The sequence below is a fragment of the Flavobacterium xizangense genome (assembly GCF_054075145.1).
The window spans coordinates 155,239-174,490 of sequence record NZ_JBSIPG010000001.1 but is presented as its reverse complement, the minus strand read 5'-3'; the positions used below and the strand labels follow the sequence as shown (position 1 = coordinate 174,490).

The 19,252-nt window shown below is 32.7% G+C and carries 9 protein-coding genes and 1 pseudogene; 3 read left to right on the top strand and 7 right to left on the bottom strand.

All coding sequences use genetic code 11. The features are described from left to right. Positions 1 to 66: 66 nt before the first annotated feature. From ACWA1B_RS00700 to ACWA1B_RS00680, 5 genes are read right to left on the bottom strand one after another with little or no spacing between them, the layout of a single operon-like run. On the bottom strand, positions 67 to 1,194 hold the full coding sequence (locus ACWA1B_RS00700; RefSeq protein ID WP_456903865.1) for a type II secretion system F family protein: 1,128 nt from the start codon (positions 1,192 to 1,194) through the stop codon (positions 67 to 69). Next, positions 1,194 to 1,694, bottom strand: a complete 501-nt coding sequence (locus ACWA1B_RS00695; protein ID WP_456903863.1) for a PulJ/GspJ family protein — start codon at positions 1,692 to 1,694, stop codon at positions 1,194 to 1,196. The genes ACWA1B_RS00700 and ACWA1B_RS00695 overlap by 1 nt, the downstream gene beginning before the upstream one ends. Next, positions 1,675 to 2,019 (bottom strand): hypothetical protein, encoded by a 345-nt coding sequence (locus ACWA1B_RS00690; RefSeq protein ID WP_456903862.1) that lies wholly within the window; start codon positions 2,017 to 2,019, stop codon positions 1,675 to 1,677. Before ACWA1B_RS00690 ends, ACWA1B_RS00695 begins: the two co-directional genes overlap by 20 nt. Then, on the bottom strand, positions 1,994 to 3,205 hold the full coding sequence (locus ACWA1B_RS00685) for a hypothetical protein (protein ID WP_456903860.1): 1,212 nt from the start codon (positions 3,203 to 3,205) through the stop codon (positions 1,994 to 1,996). The genes ACWA1B_RS00690 and ACWA1B_RS00685 overlap by 26 nt, the downstream gene beginning before the upstream one ends. Before the next feature lie 4 nt (positions 3,206 to 3,209). Then, a complete protein-coding gene (locus tag ACWA1B_RS00680) occupies positions 3,210 to 3,992 on the bottom strand; it encodes a toxin-antitoxin system YwqK family antitoxin (RefSeq protein ID WP_456903858.1) in 783 nt (260 codons plus the stop codon). A gap of 270 nt (positions 3,993 to 4,262) precedes the next feature. Here ACWA1B_RS00680 and ACWA1B_RS00675 point away from each other — a divergent pair. From ACWA1B_RS00675 to ACWA1B_RS00665, 3 genes and pseudogenes are all read left to right on the top strand, one after another. Continuing rightward, positions 4,263 to 5,348, top strand: a pseudogene (locus ACWA1B_RS00675) (hypothetical protein); the annotation flags it as partial. A gap of 2 nt (positions 5,349 to 5,350) precedes the next feature. After that, positions 5,351 to 6,463 (top strand): hypothetical protein, encoded by a 1,113-nt coding sequence (locus ACWA1B_RS00670; RefSeq protein WP_456903857.1) that lies wholly within the window; start codon positions 5,351 to 5,353, stop codon positions 6,461 to 6,463. 151 nt (positions 6,464 to 6,614) lie between these two features. Next, complete coding sequence (locus tag ACWA1B_RS00665) at positions 6,615 to 7,661, top strand: tyrosine-type recombinase/integrase (protein WP_456903855.1); 1,047 nt, start codon at positions 6,615 to 6,617, stop codon at positions 7,659 to 7,661. Positions 7,662 to 7,850: 189 nt separating this feature from the next. Here the strand turns inward: ACWA1B_RS00665 and ACWA1B_RS00660 are convergent, their stop codons facing one another. Together ACWA1B_RS00660 and ACWA1B_RS00655 are read right to left on the bottom strand one after the other, a co-directional pair. Beyond that, positions 7,851 to 8,087, bottom strand: coding sequence for a hypothetical protein (locus tag ACWA1B_RS00660; RefSeq protein ID WP_456903853.1), 237 nt, complete (start codon positions 8,085 to 8,087; stop codon positions 7,851 to 7,853). A 187-nt stretch (positions 8,088 to 8,274) separates the two neighbouring features. Further along, complete coding sequence (locus ACWA1B_RS00655) at positions 8,275 to 19,239, bottom strand: thrombospondin type 3 repeat-containing protein (RefSeq protein WP_456903851.1); 10,965 nt, start codon at positions 19,237 to 19,239, stop codon at positions 8,275 to 8,277. Positions 19,240 to 19,252 lie beyond the last annotated feature (13 nt).

Genomic DNA, 19,252 nt, shown 5'->3' with positions numbered 1-19,252 from the left:
TGCATTTATGTATTAAAATATGTTAATGTGAGGGTCGCAAAAATACAAATTGTAATCAAACTATTACTATTTATTTATAATTTTACTTAAATCAAACATTGGTGCGTACATCGAGACCATAATTACTCCTACAATAATACCAATCACAATAATGATCATCGGCTCGAGAATCACTCCTATCATTTTTGTTTGATGACTAATTTCTTCATTATATTGTTCTGTAAGTCTTTCAAACATAGTTTCCAGTTGGTTTACTTGCTCAGCAACTTCAACCATTGAAACCATTTTGTTTTCAAAAACTTCATGCTTTTTTAAACTTTCATGCAATGATGCTCCTCTGGTAATGTCATCTTTTATATCCTGAATTGCTATTTCGATAGGATAGAAGCCTATCATTTTTGCTGTTAGCGATAGAGAGTTTATTAAAGTCGTTTTTGACGTCGTCAATAAATTCATTGCCTGGCAAAAACGAGAGATATAAATTTTTCTGATGAGGTTTCCAAAATAAGGAATTCGCAATACTGCTTTTGAGGTGAAAGCTTTGTAAAATTGTTTTTCTTTCAATAATGTATGAAGAATCACAAAGCCAATAAGTGTTCCAAAAAAGAGCGTGAATATTGCACCGGAATGATTTGATATTTTTATAATAATTTGAGTGCTTTTTGGGAGTTCGCTGCCAAACTGTTTAAATACAGAGCTAAACATTGGAACAACTTTGTTGAGCATAAAGTAAAGCACCAAAACGGTCACAATCATTACAATTGCAGGATACGTCAAAACAGAAACGATCTGTCTTTTCATTTGTATTTTTCGGTTAAAATATTTTTGTAGCTCGCCTAGAACTTCCTCCAATTTTCTAGTTTCTTCACCAATCTGAATGCTGTAATATTCGTATGCCGAAAATTGATTTGTTTCCTTTATTGATTCATAAATACTTCTTCCAGAAATTACTTTTTCTTTTATCTCGAGTATAATTTCTTTTTCAAAATTATTCGAAGATTGATTGCTAAGAATTTCCAATGCTTTTTTAAAATCAACACCTGATTTTAAAAGCATTCCTAATTCTCTATAGAATATTTCCTTTTTCTTGTCAGAAAGTTTTTTTGAAAACTGAAATGAAGCACCATCTGACGGGAGCTTAAAATCAGTTTTTTTTGCTTGTGGCGTATTATATGTACTTAAATCAAAACTCATTATTTTGGCATTTTTTGAAGTAATTCATTTGCATAAACCCTTTTGTAAAAGTTCAGTACAGTTTGATTTTCATTGGTTTCTATGTTCAGTTTAAGCTTTTGAAATAATAAGCGTTGTGATTTGTTTCTAACGGTGTCGATAACAATCTGCTTTAATTTTATTTGAAAAGTATCTACAAATGTTTCGTTGGTTCGTGTTGTAAAATCATTTTCAAAACGGTACAATACCTGCTCTCCTGCATATCCTTTAAAAACTATTGTATTATCGGTTTTGATCATTTTTTCTTTTTCAAATATGTCTTTGTTAATACTGTAAGTAAATCTGTTAAGATCATTTACAAGCTGATTCTGATTTTTAAAATCAATCATTCTTTCGGTTACAATAGAAAATATTGCAAACAATATTCCCATAATAATTGCCGTAATTGCCATTCCTACAAGTGTTTCTACAATTGAAAAGGCGGCCACACTATTTTTTTGATTACGGATTGCCTTCGACATAAAAACTTTTTTCAAATTTAAACTGTGTGCTGTCTTTATATTGAACCGAAATTTTTTTAAGATTTTCATTTACAATTTCTTCTTCTATAAGAAGGTTTTCATCGTTGCTTTCATATTGAAGCGAATCGGTTTTTAATTGTGATAGAAAAAACAATTCGTTGACTTTATTTTGTGTGCTGTAAAATTTGGCCGAAGTACGTGGTGTAAAAACCGAAGCAAAAATCAAAACAGCAAAATACAAACAGATCGATATAATTGTCAAGGCAATTACCGACTCTAATATGGAGTTTGCTTTCAGGCTACAATACTTTTTTAAGGATACCATAGGCTGTTTTTTGATTAGAAAATAATGGAATCGAAATAAAATAATCTGGCCTTTTGCTCGAATTGATTTCGACATTGCTGATGGTGTTGTCGTAAGTTGAGGCATCTGTTTTTATAAAAAAACGATTCGTGTAAACAGATCCGTAAACTTTGCCTTTTAGCGATAATTTTCCGGTGCAGTATATGTCTCCCACAATTAATCCTTCTTCGGCTATCTCTACAATGTTTTTATCCAATGTATCTTGTGAGCTTCCAAAAAAAACTATCACGCCATTTATCGCACTTTCTTTTTGAATTTTAATTTTGCTTTCCTCTTCGGTTTCGTTATAAACACAAATCGCAGAAGGATAATTTAAAATTACTTTTTCTTCGACTTCAATTCCTTTTGTAGCAAATGCCTGAAGATTTCCTTTAAAGCCGGCTTCGAATGTAATTTTTGGCGCTATAAGAATGACATCTTCTAAAACTGCATTTTTTTTGACGCGTATAGAATCTTTAGACCGAAGAATAAAATTGCCTTTAAAGATTATGTTTGAAATCGATGAACCGATTAAGATATCTTTGGTTTCATTAAAAAAAGAATTGTAATAAAGAGAGTCTTTTTGTTTCTCAATATCTTTCAATGTTGTTTTTGCACCTACGGTATTTTCGAATATTTTTTTGAAATTCGGATTTATTTCAGGCAGTCTGATGTCCGAAACGGTAATTTTTCCGTTTTTGGTCAGCTTGTTCGGACTATTGTTGATATAAGACGTTTCGATAAAATCAGACGGAAGTTCGCTATCTCCAGTTAAAATTACAGTTCCCGAGTATGAAAGCGATTTAGAAATGTTAGTTAAAAATATTGCCGTTTTGTCTGAAGCATAATTTCCAACAAAATGCGCCGATTGTATCGTGTCGTTTCCAGCTGAAGATGCTGCAAGCAAAAGGGTCAATAAACCGTAAGACTTAGTTTTGTAATTTCCTTCGATGCCTGAATTTTCATCTTTTTGAATTTCCCGCGGTTCAAGTTTATTTCCCAAAGCAAAGTTTACTACCGACTGGTTTTGAATGTACAATTCTTCCTGAAGGTTGTAATAAATATTTAACTGATTGTACAGATTTGCAAAGTACAACAAGGCACCGCAAATAATTGATACAATCAGGCAAATGTAAATTGCATATAATAAACTATGAGCTTTGATCATTAGTTTATTTCTTTTTTGAGAATAGATTTTTAAAGAAAGCTTTGACTTTTGAATCTTTCTTAGCATCTTTTTCGGCTGCTTTTTTCTCTTTGGCTGCTTTCTTTTCTTTTGCTAGGCGTTCTCTTTCGGCTTTTTCTTTTGCTTTCGTTTCTTTCTTGTATGAAGCAAGCGTATTCGAATCTTGAGTAGCTTCTAGTTCTTTTGCTTGTTTTTGAGATTGTTCAAGTTTTTCTTGTTCTTCTTTTAGTTTGTATTCTTGAGATTTAGACAGTTTTTCTTTTTTGATAACCAGTACACCTTTTTTATAAACGAGCGTGTCCTTTTTTTCAAAGTCAATCCATTTTCCTGTTTTTAGGCCGTTGCTGTATTTTCCAGTTTCAGCAAGATTTCCGGTTGCGTCGTAGCGCAAATATTCACCACATTGTACACCTTTTTTCCATTTTATGGTAGATTCAACCAATCCGTTTGGATGCCAGGTTTTCCAAAGCCCAACTTTTAGGCCCGCTTTAAACTGACCTTGTTCTGCCAATTGATTGCTGTGATACATTTTTACAAATTTATCATCAAGTAAAGCGCCGCCAACACCCGATTGCGCATTGTGGATGGTGCCGCCTTTAAACCAGTAATAAATTTTGTTGTCTTTAACCTTTATTTTTTTGTCGGTAGTATAGAATTCATATCTGAAGTTAGCATCAGAAATGCGTTTGATTGCATAAGGATCTGAAAAAGAAGCTAAAAATAAGCTAAGAAAAATCAGCAAAAAGCCTGATAGTACTTTTGTTTTCAATGTGGTATTTTTTTTATTAAAACGGGGGCAAGATAAACTTTTAAAATTCTTTTACAAATAAATCTTGTAGGTTTTTTAAGGATAATTATATGTTATGAAAACATGCATTTGTATAATTAAACTGACTTTATAAAACTGGCTAAAATTTTACTGAATTTTCTATCTTTGAAAAGCTGAAAATTGCCTTTTTATGCAATTTTTAGGGTATTGTATTGTGTCTCGAGTTCTTATTTTTATTGGCTTTAGTGTGGTTTAGATTACTATCCTTTCGGAATGCTGGTGCCGAACAGACATCAGGATGCCAAAGAGTATCGTTACGGGTTCCAAGGGCAGGAGAAAGATGATGAAATTAGAGGCGGTGATGGGAATTCTCTAAACTATACTTTCAGGATGCATGATCCGAGGGTGGGTCGATTCTTTGCAATTGATCCGTTGACGAAGAAATATCCTCATTATACGCCATATAGCTTTAGTGGAAATAAAGTTATTAATTCAAGGGAATTAGAAGGCTTAGAAGAGTATGAAAGTTATAATACTTATTCAGCAGCTAAAGGTAAAGATGCTTTGAAAACCATGGATGGTTCTGATGGTGCGTGGTTAACTAGTGACAGATCTAATAAAACGTCAACTTGGTCGAATGCAATGTCTTATATTACGAAGAATAATTTGTCAGCGCAAAATTATTTTAAACACGCAGACATTAACAAAAAAGGTGACGTATATTCCTTCGCCATAGTCAGAGATTATTACAATTGGATACAACATAACGTTGATAGTAAAGGTTTTGATTCTAGGTGGGCAATTGGAGCTTCTTATCTTTGTGATGAATTAGCTGACACATTTCAAGAAGGAGTTACTTCAGGTAATCTTTCACCAGTTCCTATTGGTGACCTTCTAAAAGATTTAAATTTAGGAATAGCTAACTATGCAATAGGAAAGTTCAGTAAAATACTTTATAAAGGTGAAGTTGTAAAGAATTGGTACGATTGGGATAGTAATTTTATTACAGAAGAACAAGTCACAAAAGTAGCTCCAAAAGTTTACTCTAAATGGTCTGGTACAGTTTCATTATCTGTTATGAATATGCTTTCAAGGAAAGAATGGGTAGGAAAAGCGGTGGTTACTAAACATTTTTTTCCAGATTTTTCTGTTTTTAACGTTGACGTAACTGATAGTAAAACTAATTTTGGAGCAAGTGGAAGATTTCACATACCTATGTTAATGTTGTATACTTCTTCTCATGCTAAACAAAGTTTTTCTGGAGCCCTATATTATAATAATTCACAACAGAAACAAGAAATTGAACGAGCACACAAAGAAATAATGGAGTATTATAATAGTAGTATGAGGTACTAATTATGAGAAAAAATTTTATATTAATATTGCCCATTTTAGCCTTTTTAGTACTTCAGAACTATAAAAATAATTCTGAAGTACTAAAGGCTTTAAGTAAGATATCAAGAAAAAAAGTTGACATATCAAAGAGTCTAAAAGATTATCAATTGATCGATTTTTTTGCAAATGATAATAATTTATGTTTGACATATACTAAAGATAGCAAAGCTTACTTTTCGATTATACAAGAAAGCACAATTACTCCAGTAATTGAAGATACATTTAATGATTATATCTATACAAGATTTAGTTTTGCAGATAATATAATAACAAATAGCAATAGTTTGTTTAATAAGAATATGATAAACTATAATTTGTTAACAAAACATAAGAAAAATATTTCACTAAAAAATCCATTTAGCTTTAATATGGTAAAGTCATTTAATGGATATCTATATTTTTATGGAGGAAGTGAAGGATATTTTATTTATAATTTAAATCAACACACTTTAGTTAATAAAATGGAAGAGACTTCAATCAACCCCTTCTCTTCAAATATCTCACTACCCTTAGAACGTACTTCCATTTTACTTTCAAGAAGCTATGAGGATGAATTATTACTTGAATGCTATAATGAGAACTTTGTCACATGGACAAAGAAAATACCTCAAAAAAATATTTATTCTCAATTGCGTATCATTAATTTCAATAATTTTTATATTGTATATTTTGATAATAAAATAATAAAACTAAATAAAAGTGATGGGAAAGAGTTAACGCAATTTGATTTAGAATCTGATAGTTTTAAAATTTTTGTAATTGATAATACTTTATATGTAATAGAAAAAACGGCTTCAGAAAAACAAATTGCTTGCAAAATATCAATTTTAAACACAGATTTGAATAAATTAATCGAAAAAAAATCTTTCAATTTTGATAAAGATCATGATGTATATATAAATGTTTTAGACAAAACTATAATTTTCAGCACAGACCAAACTATTAAATTCTACAATTTAAACACTTTCGAATATAAAGAACTAAAACTGAACTCGTCTATTTTTTTTGAGAATTATATTGACGACAAGACAGGAGATAATTTGTTATTAGTAAATAATCAATATGTGTTTTATTAAGTCCTAAATTATCTAAGTTTTTATAGGTGATGATAATACTAATCTGAAATATTCATAACCCATCTTCAAAAATCACATACATTAAAAAAGTTGTGCAAATGTCTCTGACTTTGCACTCTTTTATTATATTGCATTTACAAAATGAAAATCCATGAAAAAAACAACTCCGATTATACCGTTATTCAAACAATTTATTAAAGAAACTGAAACGGGAAAACGGCTTAAAAAAAATGGAGAGAAGATAAAACCAGGATCAATTCAGAACTATTATTATGTTTTAAATAATCTTATACAATTTTCAAGCGAAACTAAATTTGAATTACGGATATGTGATGCCTCCAAATTAGATAAACGTGAGTTAGCATCAGAAAAAAGTTATTGGAAAAAATTTTATCTAAAGTTCACAGAATTCCTATATAAAAAAGGATGTCATGATAACTATGTTGGGGCCAATATCAAAGTAATTCGCGTTTTTTTTAATTACCTTAAAGACGATAAAGATATTATAACAGGAGATTTTCAAAGATTATTTTATGTCCGGAAAGAAGAAATAGAAATATTTGTTTTGTCACCAGAACAATTAAAATTTTTAATTCATGATAAAGAATTCGAACAAACACTTATTCCAAGTTATAAACGGATTAAAGATATTTTCGTTTTTGGTTGCTCGACAGGATTACGTTATTCTGATATCTTCTTGCTGACAAACAAGAATTTTGAACAAGTGGAAGGAGATTGGTATTTAAAACTCAAATCTCAAAAAACAAAAACCTTCAGTTTTATAAAACTTTCTGCTTATGCCGTTACGATCTTTCAACATTATAAGGCTGTAAATGATAGAACACCAATTTTTGGAAGTATTAGTCTTTTCAATTTCAATAAAACCCTAAAACAAATTGGTCAACAAGCCGGATTTACAATGCCCATTGAAGTTTCGCGAGAAAAGCAAGGCAAAAGTCAAAAAATAACCAAGAAAACAGATACATCTAAGAACCGCTTCTGCGATAAAATGAGTTCACACATGATGCGTAGAACTGCTATTACTACTTTACTTATTTTAGGAATGCCAGAGCATTTGGTTCGTAAAATAAGTGGACATAGCAATGGTAGTTCCTCTTTTAACCGATATGTACACTATGCTCAGGCTTATATGGACAAAGAGATTGAAAAGGTACATAGTAAATTGGAGAGTTACTAGAAAAACTAATACTAAAATCAATCCAGTAAAAACTTTCTTGTTATATCACGAAGCTTACCGCTGCAGGTGTGAGCAATGAACATTCACACCGCAACGATAATCTTTTTATTCACAACAATACTTTTTTAACGAAAAACAAGCAACTCACTTAATTACTTAACAGTAACTAATAATTTAATATCTTTTTCTTTAGTAAAAGCTTTGGTCTTCTAAAGAACAATCCATTTCTTTTTCTAAATTCAATTTACTTTTAGCAGGATTTTCAGGATTAATTAATACTTCAAAACATTTGCCTATTTTATTTTTACCTATAAACAAATTGAATTCAATTGGTTCTAATCCATGATATATTTTGCCATTATAAAAATATTTATATTCATAATATTCTCCTATGTCGATACCATAAATCTTTCCAATTCCTTTCATAGTTGATTTTGAGTCTTCAACATTCTTATTAATTATGATCCAACATAAAATAAAAGTAAATATTATCATTAGTAGAATAGTATTTCTAGAGTAATTCCATTTCATTATTATTAGAAGAATTAAGTAACAATTGGTGATTGATTTCTTTTGTCGAGTTTACAATATTTAAACATATTTCATATCTATTTTATTTCTTTATCACTTCATTTTCTCCTTCAGTATGGGTTTTAATTTCATTTTTAATTTCTTGTTTTACAACTGATGTAATAATTTTAAAGTATGATGATACATTAATTTCGATGATGGCTCCCATCGCGGTTTTTGCTAAAAAGGGTTTAAATGAACCAATTGTTGAATTTGTTAATGTCGATGCAAATTTTGATGATTGATAATTTAAAAAAGCATCAACAGGTGAGTTAATAGCAAATCCTTTCTCCGGACTCACATCAACAAAAGATTTAATTAAAGAAGATCCTTTTCCACTTCCTTTAAAGACAGCACTCATTGCAACATCGAAATAATCTATTTTATCAAATCTAAAACCTTTCGAAACATATTGAGACATTAAACTACTTACACCTCCAACAGCACTAGATCGCCATGTCTCATGAAAAGCAAAAGCTCCTTCCTCTACTAAATATGCCCCTCCAAATTCTGCGATTACTATTGGAGCTAATACAATACCAACCATTATAGCAACATCTTTATCTTTAGTAGAAGGTGCATATTCAGCGTTATATGCTTGACTAGCTTCCTTAGAAATACTACTCGCACCTGTCATTGCTCCAAGAACATCGTTAACTCCACCTGCAACCGCTTGTAATGTTTTTGTTGCAACGTTTACATTTTTAGCTGCAGTGACAGTGACTCCTTCCAATTCAGTAATTGGATAAGCTACTCCTGTATAGTTCCCTTCTGAATCTGTACGTTCCCAATTATCTCCCTTTGGTTGTGAATCAGGATTAACTTTTGTATTTGTAGGCTCTAGACCTTCCAATTCAATCATATCAATCACGCGATTTCCACTAAATTGATAAGGTGAGTAAAAAGGATACTTTGGCTCAAGTGGATCTCTAGCAAAGAATCGACCCACCCTCGGATCATGCATCCTGAAAGTATAGTTTAGAGAATTCCCTTCACCCTTCTGCTCATCATCTTTTTCCTGCCCCTGGAACCCGTAACGATACTCTTTTGTATCCTGATGTCTGTTTGGCACCAGCATTCCGAAAGGATAGTAATCTGAATAGCTAAGAACGTCTGGATTGAAACTGTATGTTGAGCCATTTTGAACAAATAACGGACGGTCTGTAATTACAGAAAGTACATTTCCTAAATGGTTCGACAATTCATAGTTTTTGTCTCCTACAAAACGGTATGAAGTCAATGGACTTTCTGCCACAGCTTCGTTTCCTTCACCTTGATCAATACCTTCGCATACATCTCCAATTCCGTTTGCGTTTGTATCTTTTTGATCTGCATTGGCAATTGTTCTACAGTTGTCACAAACATCACCTATGCCGTCTCCGTCAGTGTCAATTTGCTCAAAGTTAGGTGTTTTTATACAATTATCACATACATCACCACGGCCATCACCATCTGTATCAAGTTGGTCTTTGTTTGCTGTAGTTTTACAGTTATCGCAAATGTCTCCAACACCATCACCATCAATATCCTCTTGAAGCGGGTTGAATGTAAACGGACAGTTGTCTTTTGTATTTATGATACCATCACCATCTGAATCTTCATCTGGATTACCACAATACGTTTGTGCGAAATTAATTCCAGATAATGTCATTTTGATCTTAGTATCTGATTCTGAAGTTAGGCCAACTCCTTCATCAAGTGCAAATTTATTAACCTTTATATCCTCTGGCTCTTCACCATTATTTATGCTATAAGTAAAGTCACAAACCTCAGATTTAAGTGCATTGTAGGTAACTTTTTCTCCATCTCGGTATTCAATAACGGTTTTTCCAAGTGTATTTTGTGGAACAGTAATTTTTAGTCTTTGTTCACCACTTTCAAAACCTTTATCCTCAATTCCGTTTAATGTTAAATTTGGTTGAGCCGCAATTGCTTTATAAACGTTTCCATTTAAGGTAATTGTTATATCGTAATTTGACGTTGACTGGTTTAACACGATATTTGCTTTATAATCCCATTCTTTTTCAGGAATTGAAATTATTGGCAGACCCGGTCTGTCAGTTGGTCTTACGAAGTAATCTGTAATGGACGCAATATTACGGAAAGAGTAACGAGTACGTTTTTTAAATTTGATTACTTTAGTGTACTTATTGTAATTTCTGCGGTATTTAATTAAAGAGAATGTTGGTGTATATCCATTTCCTTCTTTTTTGACCCCTAATACAATCGAACTTCTAAAAGCTACTGAATTGTCATCAGGGAAGTTTCCTTCTACAGATGAACCATGCAATACCGCCAAAGTACTATTTTCTGACGTCGTTGGGTCAATTTTGAAATGCGTACTTACAGTTACTGATTCTGTTTTTGCTGACTTGTTGTCAAATAAGTTGATAGCATTTTTGGTGTTTATTGGCCATGATGCAGCACCAGAATCTGAAGTAAATCCTAATCCCCAAGTTTTTGATATCGCATCTGCAACTTTTGCAACAATTGCATTTTTATCACTTGCTAAAATAGTTTTTGAATTTTTCAGTGCCGAAGCAACATCATTGGTTATTTCTTTTTTGCCTCTTTCAACTCCTAGACGGCTGCTTCCATAGATATCTTGTTCTACAAGATAGTATTTTGTAGTCGCGCCTTCTTTTACCATTTCGTATGTACTCAAAACATTTCCTTGAGCATCACGATGGTAATAAGTTGTTGTTGCTGTCGAAGCTGTCGCTACAGTTTTGGCAACGCGATTTCCTAAACCGTCATATTCAAAACTAATTACAACCTGCTCTGGTTTGCCCTGATATTTAGTAACAGATTCAACCTTGCCGTCAACTCTCCATTTGATTAAATCTAAATTTTCTTTAGCATCTTTTATCAACTGGCCAATTTCGTCGTAAGCATAGTTATTTGGATCTTGATCGTCAATATCTAATGATGTGTCATTTGGATTGTTTGTATCATTTGTAAAAGCACCATTTGGAACTGCATCATCAACGTGAGTCAGTTTGTTTGTTCCAGTCAAATAATTATAAGTCAACTGGTCCATTTTTGTTGAATTCAATGCTCCATTTGCTAATGGTGCCCAACTGTTAAGGGACATCAAGTTTCCGTTTCTGTCATAGCTGTAGTCACTCTTATATCCGTCTACAGGAGCATTTGCAATACCTCCAGTATACGAAATTGCTTTAGAGTTCATACTCTTGATTCGGTTAAGCTGATCGTACTTATAGTAATTAAATTGAGTAGGAATTGGATTTGCCTGCTGACTGTTGTCTAACAATGAAGTGACCATTTCCTTGATGTTTCCATTATATAGGTTTGAATTTCCGCTAAGACTTGATGATCCTTTGCTAAAACTAAATAGCGGATTGTCAACAGTACTTGCATCATTAACATTGAATCTTGATTTATAGTCTCCTGTATAATAATTCAATGCAAAACCAAATGCATCCTTAGCGACAATTAATCCATCTTTTCCAGCGTCAGTGTCAGATCCAATTTTTTCTGAATTAACAGCTTTCAACCATCCTTGAAGTGTATAGATATAATCTAACCCTTGTACATTTTTGTCTCCAACTTCAATACGAGCCAAAGGTCCGTGTTCATAGTAAAGATAGTTAGCTTCTTTTTCCCAAATAACATTGTCTTTACTAGTATAAACTTGTTTTATTCTATTGTCTGCATCATATTCATAACGATGTATAAATTGATCTGCCACACTATTTGGCTGATACGTTACTTTGTTTACGTTACCACTGATTAAATCATAATCGTAGATTACTTTTTTACGATCTTGCTTTAAATCAGTTAATTGTTGATTGTTGTTTGTGTGATAAATTAATTCTTTTACATTTCCGTGTACATCATAGTCATATAATATTGCATTGTTGTATTTGTCATATGCTTTAATTTCATTGACTTCAGATGTTAAATGATTATAATACAATACGGCTGTAACTCTTTTATGATTATTATCAGAACCATATGATGTAAACCAATCTGCTGTATTTTGAACAGGAATGTCATATAATGTTTTTGTTACTTGATCAAAAGTTGATCCTTGGCTGTAAGGAAACTGATCAGCAACAGCATCTACTGGTACAAGTTCGCCATTGTTTGTAAAAACTAATCTTCCGTTTTCATTAATATTTAATGAAACACCAGCTTTTGCCTCAAATTGTCCTGCTTCAGTAATTCGGCCAAGACCATCATAACGTGTATAGCTGTAAAGCGGTTTTGTTTTGGCTTGATTTGCATTTTGTGAAGCAACAATTCTTCCTAAAGCATCATAAGCAAATTTTGTTTCACCTCCGTCTGGAGTTTTTTGCCAAACCAGCTGATTTAATGAATTATAGCGATATTGCGTCTGCATCTTATGATCAGGAGCAACTGCAACGCCATTTACAAGACCCGTGTCAACTTTTTCAGGATTATTTTCTCTGACATCTTTTATTGGAGCATCAGAATTTGGCGCAAGCCTGTTTACTCCCTGCGGAGGAACTGTTTGAATTAAGTTACCTGCCTGATCATAGTAATACAATGTGTATTGATATTCTTTATCTAACGAAGATTGAGTAAGTGTTTCAGTTATTCCTTCTAGCGCTGCCTTAAGATATTTTTCTCTAAATTCTTCTTTTTTATCTGCGTAGAAAGTATTTTCAATTGCTTGTTGGTTTGCCGCTTTTACAGTATTTGCATACAATTCACATGGCGTTTTAGTTCCGGGAACCACTGGGATTTCCAAGCTAAATGTTGGTGGAATAATTGCTGGTGGACAAATTTTGCTATCTGTAACATACTTATTAGCAAATTGAATCCACAACAATAATTCTTCAGTTGGTCTTGTAATTTGTGATTGAATGTAATTGTAATAATCGTTGATAACTGACATTGTTACCGTATTTCCATATCTTAATTTGGTTGAACCAAATTCACTTATGGTTATAAAAAGTGGGTTTTTGACACTAGTTATTTCTAGTTTTGCCAAATACAAAAGATACTCGGTGCTAATGTATCCAAAGTTTGCTTCACAGAAATAAGTTGCATTTGTATCCATGTTTTCAGGAACAACATAATCCGGAACCTGAACACTGATCATATTTCTGAAATTTAACCATTGCGAACCACAAACGACCGGAGCGACAGCACTTGGAATACATAAATCTGAACAGCTAAAAGTTGAACCAGCTTCTTGAATTGATAATACAGCGCTCTTTTTTGCTGTTTTAGATGTTAAGGATACAATATTGTTTTCTTGTATTTTTCCATCAGATGAAACAGGAACATATAAGTCGTCAGGATTGTTTAGTGCTTTTTTGCCTGCTGTTTTTGGCGGATATGTTTCCGACATAAAAGGACAAAATGCCACTGCAGGAGCCTTAGCTTCTGAACTTGTTATTTTTGTAAAAGTATAATGAGAAATTTTTCCTCCATTTTGTGTTACAGTTCGGCCTTGACTGTCAACAAAGTTAATTTTGAAAGTTAAATCGCTCGTAACATCAATATAATTAATGCGTTTCGCATTTTTAATATTAATATCATAGAAATTAATGAAATTTCGATTGTAAACTGAACCTGAGTTTTCATCAAAATTAATGCTCACAAGAGTATTTTCTGCAACAATAGAATATTTGTCTATTATTACTGGACGGAAATTGTTTTCAGTATATCTAGTTCTTTGTTTTTGGAAATGAGAAACTAATTTAGAATCTCGTACAAAATTGTTGATAGGGCTGTAACTTGAAACACTTCCGGCTTTATAGAAATCACCACTCGCATTAACTTCATGATTTCGAGTAATTAAAAAGTCATTTAAAATATTTTTAATATTATTTTCATAAGTAAGTTCGTCAGTTCCTGCAACTGTACAAGATGTAATGGGAGTGTAGCTGTTACAAGGTTCCTGATTTGGATTTGGTGTATTAGGACAGTTATCACAACCGTCATAAATTCCATCGCCATCAGTATCAATTGTACCACAGTTTCCACCGCCTCCGCAGGCGTCGCCTAGTCCATCACCATTGTAATCCCACTCGCCACAAGGAGAACAACAAACAAGATATAATGGTCTGTTTGTATTTCCAGATGTTATTTTAGCTGTAATTTGTCTTGAAGAAAATAAGAATATCGGTCTTTTTGTAGCTATTCTTACTTGATTGTAACTACCAAATACGTTTCCGATTGAAATGTTGGTGATGCGTTCTGAACCTAAGTTATATCCTCCAAGATTTAAAATCACACGGTTTTCATCATTTACAGAAATTGAAACTCCCTCAGCAGTATTTTTCCATTTTACCACATCGTTTGGTTTAATACCAAAATAAGTGTACAAGTATCCATCTGTAAAAACTGGGTTAGAAGTAATGTCTAAACTTGCACTTCTAATTGTTCCTGCAGACTGGAGATTAAATACTAATTTTCTAAATGAATCATCAAATTTGTCTTTTTTATCACATGGAGCATCTGTTAAATAAGAACATTCTCCCACATTTGCTTTGGTAGTACCTTCTATGATAATTTCTTCAGGAGAGTTACAAGTTGAAGATACTCCATTTCTTTTTACAAGTCCAATAATTTGGAATTTGTATGTTTTAGTTGCCATATCATAAGATTCAGGGATATAGTAAAAACTTTTGAAGTCTAAGATATCTTCCCATTTTGGCATATTTACATTATTACCGCATGCATCTTGATAGTATGATGAATTGGTAACGAATCTTAATTCGATAGGAGTTGCAATTTCATTTCCTAAGTGAGTAAAAGTAATATTTAAAGCTCCAGAAGCATCTTCATAAGATTTTATCTTTGGAGTTTCTGATGCTGTTTGTAAATTGAATGTCGGGTTAACTTGAGCATTAAATAAATTTTTAGTCAAAAATGGCATGCTTGTAGTTTTCAAGCCATTAACAAGCAAACCTTCGCTTTGAATTTTTGGATCTACAAGTCCTTTTAAGAAATATTCCATCTCAAAAGCCATTGGACATTTTCCAGTTTCCATATACATGGCTTTTTCTGTAGTTGCACTTAAATCAGAAATAGCTTGAGCATCTGGAAGGGCAGAATCATATCCATAATCCGCAGGTATGAATCGTTTTTCTTTGACTGCAAATAGTGAAGATGTTTCTTCTGAGCATGCCCATTCGATTCCTTCGCTTCCACTTGGAAGAGCAGGGTTCTCAGGGATTTGGTCTATTAGCTCTGTTAATCTTTCAAAATTTGTTCTTCTACTAACTTTTAGATAATTATAGTTTTTAAATAAAGTAACAAAAGTGTCTGAATTCTCTACATTTCCTATGCAATCATTATAATTGTTTCTTTTTGCGGCATAAATATGAGAAAATACAGTTCTGGTTTTTTGTTTAAGTGCTATATAATATGTTTTAAAGTTCGACCATATTTGTTGTTTAATTAATGGGTCTTGAAGCGCATTTATTTTAGCTAATAAGTCAGCTTGAGATAAGTTTGCAAAATCTTCGTACACAGACTCAGGTGTAATTCCGTTTGAATATACAGCAAAGTAATAGGCAGTTTTTAACATAGTTAAACGCTTCCCATTAGACATCATGATACCATCATAATTTTCTAATAAAGCTTCAATTACAATACTTCTTCGTAAATCATAATCAATATCTGATTCTAAATTGTTTTTCGATACATAGTATGGATCAGCATTATTGTTTACTGTGTAAATATTATTTATTAGTTGAAAAATTAATCCGTCTGGTGTAAAAATAGTGTTGTCTTTAATTGCTCCTGTTTCAGAATCAGCGTAATCAATGTTTCTTAATTTTTCATCAAATCCGTCTGAATTATCGCCAACGGCATTAAACTTTTCGCAAATTGCCGAATTATAAACATAATATTGATATTCCGGATGGTAAGGCAATAATGCATTTGCCCAGCTCGATTTCCATAAAGGAATGAAATCTGCGACATAACGTAAATATTTTGGTTCAACTAAAAAGACATTTGGATCATCGCTATCTGGATCGTGATCAGCTTCTGTAACAACAGCATCTTCGGCCAAACTTGGTTTATACAAGTTTTCGCCGGTAAGTACGACTCTAATTTTAGATACGCTTCCGTCTTCTTCTTTATAAGATCCGCCATAAGGTTTTCTCCAGTTATAGTTTGAAACTTTAACTTCAACCTGTTCATTTGTGTCAGGATCTGTTTCTAAAGCTGTTGTATATCCTCCGTATAGTAATTGGTTGTTTTCGTTGAAAATACTTAATTGATCTGTTATTTTGCTTGATGCTGGGTTCTCTATTTCTTCGTCCTCAGATTCTAGTCCTACTACAGAACCGTATTGTCCATGCGGACTCATGTCGCCCAATAATAATTCAAGGTTAAGGTTGCAGACATTGATAGGTTGAGTACACAATTCACGACATCCTGACAATAAGCTTCGAAACTCGTATTTATAGGCTGTTACTTTTGGCAATATATCTTTTTGGTCAATATTTGCCGCAGTATATTGTGATCCATTATTGATAAAAGTTGAAACAGTAAAAAATGCATTTAGGTTTTTTATGACATATTGCTTTTCTGCTTCAGTAATATAGGATTCTCTTTCGTTTGTGTTTCCGAGAGAAGCTGGATCTGCTGAAAGTTTTAGTTTAAAAGCTTCGCACTCTGCGGCTGTCAGATTTTCACAAACTAAAGACTCTTCACAGCTTTTGCAAGTAACATTACAATCTTCTTCAGTTATATCTGGCTGTAAACCTGCGTAGTCTGGCAAGCATTTTTTGTCCAATTTTAGTTGAGCAATATAATCATCAGCATATTTATTTAATGCATCATAATCAACTCTAAGATCTTTGCTTAAAGGATAAGTTCCAACCTTTAAAAAATTACCAGCTTGCAGTGCTTTGTATTCTCTTTTTTGAATATTTAATGCAATAGGAGTATAGTTAGTAAGACTGAATTCTCCAATTTTTGAGGTTAATGGGTCAGAGCCAGTAAGTAATTCATCTGCACAGTCATTTTTTAAACCAATAGACCAGTCATAAACAAAAGGGTATTGTTTTCCAATTAAACAAGAATCGGTATAAGATCCGATGGTTTTGTTTAAAGTGTATTCAATTTTGACTTCCCCTTCTTTTACAACAGATACTGGAGTGTTTAGACGAATTCCATCTTCTACAACTCCATTATTGCCAGAAGCATATTTGTCATTATTTGATAGCAGATTTGTTTTTGTAACTAAATGGAGATCGTCATTTGACTCATCATCTAAAGAAATCAAATTTCCGTTGTTATCTCCAACAAGAGCTGTTGCAATTGTTCGTCCTTGTGGATCTAAATAGCTGACACTTGCTTGCTTGTTGGGATCAATAACAATATTTTTTTTGTAGCGCGAAAAATCTCCTACTTTGTAACCAAATAATCGATTTAATTCTTCTTGTTTTGGTTGTCCGTAAAAATACTGCATCTCATGTCCAGTACCAATTTGATGCTCTTTACCAACGCCTCCTTTTCTTTTGATTCTTCCAGTATTATCTGGAGTATATTCAATTTGAGAAAAAGGATAACCTCCAGCATTTGGAACTAAATCTTTGTAATTGCTGTAAACAAGATTGTTTTCAGAATAATATTTGCCGGCACCATTAGAATTTGACATTACAGGAGCAGGGATAGGAGTACAGTCTGTTACTGTTGGATTATCCCAGTCAAAATCATTGTGAGAATAAATAGAATTATTAGCGTTTTTATTTAAATCATTGTAAAAATGAATTCCTGATGAGTTAACTGGTGCCGGTAGAACTTCAATTGCAGCTCTTCCCTGATTGTCATAAATTACTTCACCAACTACAGCTTTTCCTTGCGTATCGACAGATTCTGATCCAGAAAGTTCTTTTCCTGGAGTATTTGTTTTGGTGACGGTTTGACGGTTACGCAAACTACCATCAAAGTAACTTACAACCTCTTTTTTCTTTCCATCTTCAGCAAATGACGCTTGATATTGCCAGTTTTTCTTTCCTGATTCGTGAGACTGATCAATTTCAATCACATGAGGCCAATCATTTACTTTTGAAAAAGTATCCGTTAGACCGCTTGACCAAAGCCCGTAAAAGTTTTTTGAAGTATTATCAAGAAATCGTCCGACAGGTCGTACACGGTAAATCAAATACCCTTTAGAATAAACAAGTGGTATTCTATATGAAACATCTTTAGTTTGAATTCTGGTACTGTTTAATTTGAAATCTTGCTCTGTTAACGCAATTTCTTCTGGGCCCAGTTTCCCACCAGTTTTATTATAGTTGTCAATCCATGTCCATTCCAATTCATATTCAACAGCCGGAGCAACTTGATCTTTTGTCCAGCTAATAATTAGTTCGTCGGCACCGTTACTAACTTGAGAAACCGTGGTTTCAGTTAGTCCATTATATTTGATTAGTTTATGAGTTATAGGAAATACAGTTGTATATTGAGTAGCGCTCAATTGCAGATTGTAATAACGTTCTGTGTTGAATTTTAATTCGACAAACGCAGGTGAGTTAGTTACGTTAATGACATTTTCATTAGCATCTAAGTATTTTATAGAATTAACTGTGACATCTGCTTTATGAACGCCAGGCAATTGGTAAACAGCGTAATCATTGAATTTTTTTTCTTTGGTTACATAATCATGTTTAATCCTCAATATAATCTTGAAAGGATCTGGGTATGATTTTATTGCGTTTGCATTGTCTCTGTAAGTCATAATCGTGTTTCCAGATTTATCAATTGGTTTCACAATCAATTCAACTTCACAATAGTAAACTGCGCCATAAGCATTTAAATCAGTAAGATTATCATCAAATCCAAAATGAATGGATACTGAAGGCTTAACCGAAGTAAACACGTTTTGCTGATTCAGATTTGCAAATTTAGAATCGGTAACATGCAATATTGGCTGTCCATTTAATTGATTGCCTTTTTTTCTGTCACCAAGCGTTTCTTCTTGCTGGCTAAATGCAAATGATGAAAACAGTATAAATACAAATGCTATTAGATGCTTGTTGATATACATATATCTATATTTT

Coding starts and splice junctions, on each gene's coding strand:
- ACWA1B_RS00695 (WP_456903863.1), bottom strand. CDS start 1,694: ATGTCGAAGGCAATCCGTAATCAAAAAAATAGTGTGGCCGCCTTTTCA.
- ACWA1B_RS00670 (WP_456903857.1), top strand. CDS start 5,351: ATGAGAAAAAATTTTATATTAATATTGCCCATTTTAGCCTTTTTAGTA.
- ACWA1B_RS00685 (WP_456903860.1), bottom strand. CDS start 3,205: ATGATCAAAGCTCATAGTTTATTATATGCAATTTACATTTGCCTGATT.
- ACWA1B_RS00655 (WP_456903851.1), bottom strand. CDS start 19,239: ATGTATATCAACAAGCATCTAATAGCATTTGTATTTATACTGTTTTCA.
- ACWA1B_RS00700 (WP_456903865.1), bottom strand. CDS start 1,194: ATGAGTTTTGATTTAAGTACATATAATACGCCACAAGCAAAAAAAACT.
- ACWA1B_RS00665 (WP_456903855.1), top strand. CDS start 6,615: ATGAAAAAAACAACTCCGATTATACCGTTATTCAAACAATTTATTAAA.
- ACWA1B_RS00690 (WP_456903862.1), bottom strand. CDS start 2,019: ATGGTATCCTTAAAAAAGTATTGTAGCCTGAAAGCAAACTCCATATTA.
- ACWA1B_RS00660 (WP_456903853.1), bottom strand. CDS start 8,087: ATGAAAGGAATTGGAAAGATTTATGGTATCGACATAGGAGAATATTAT.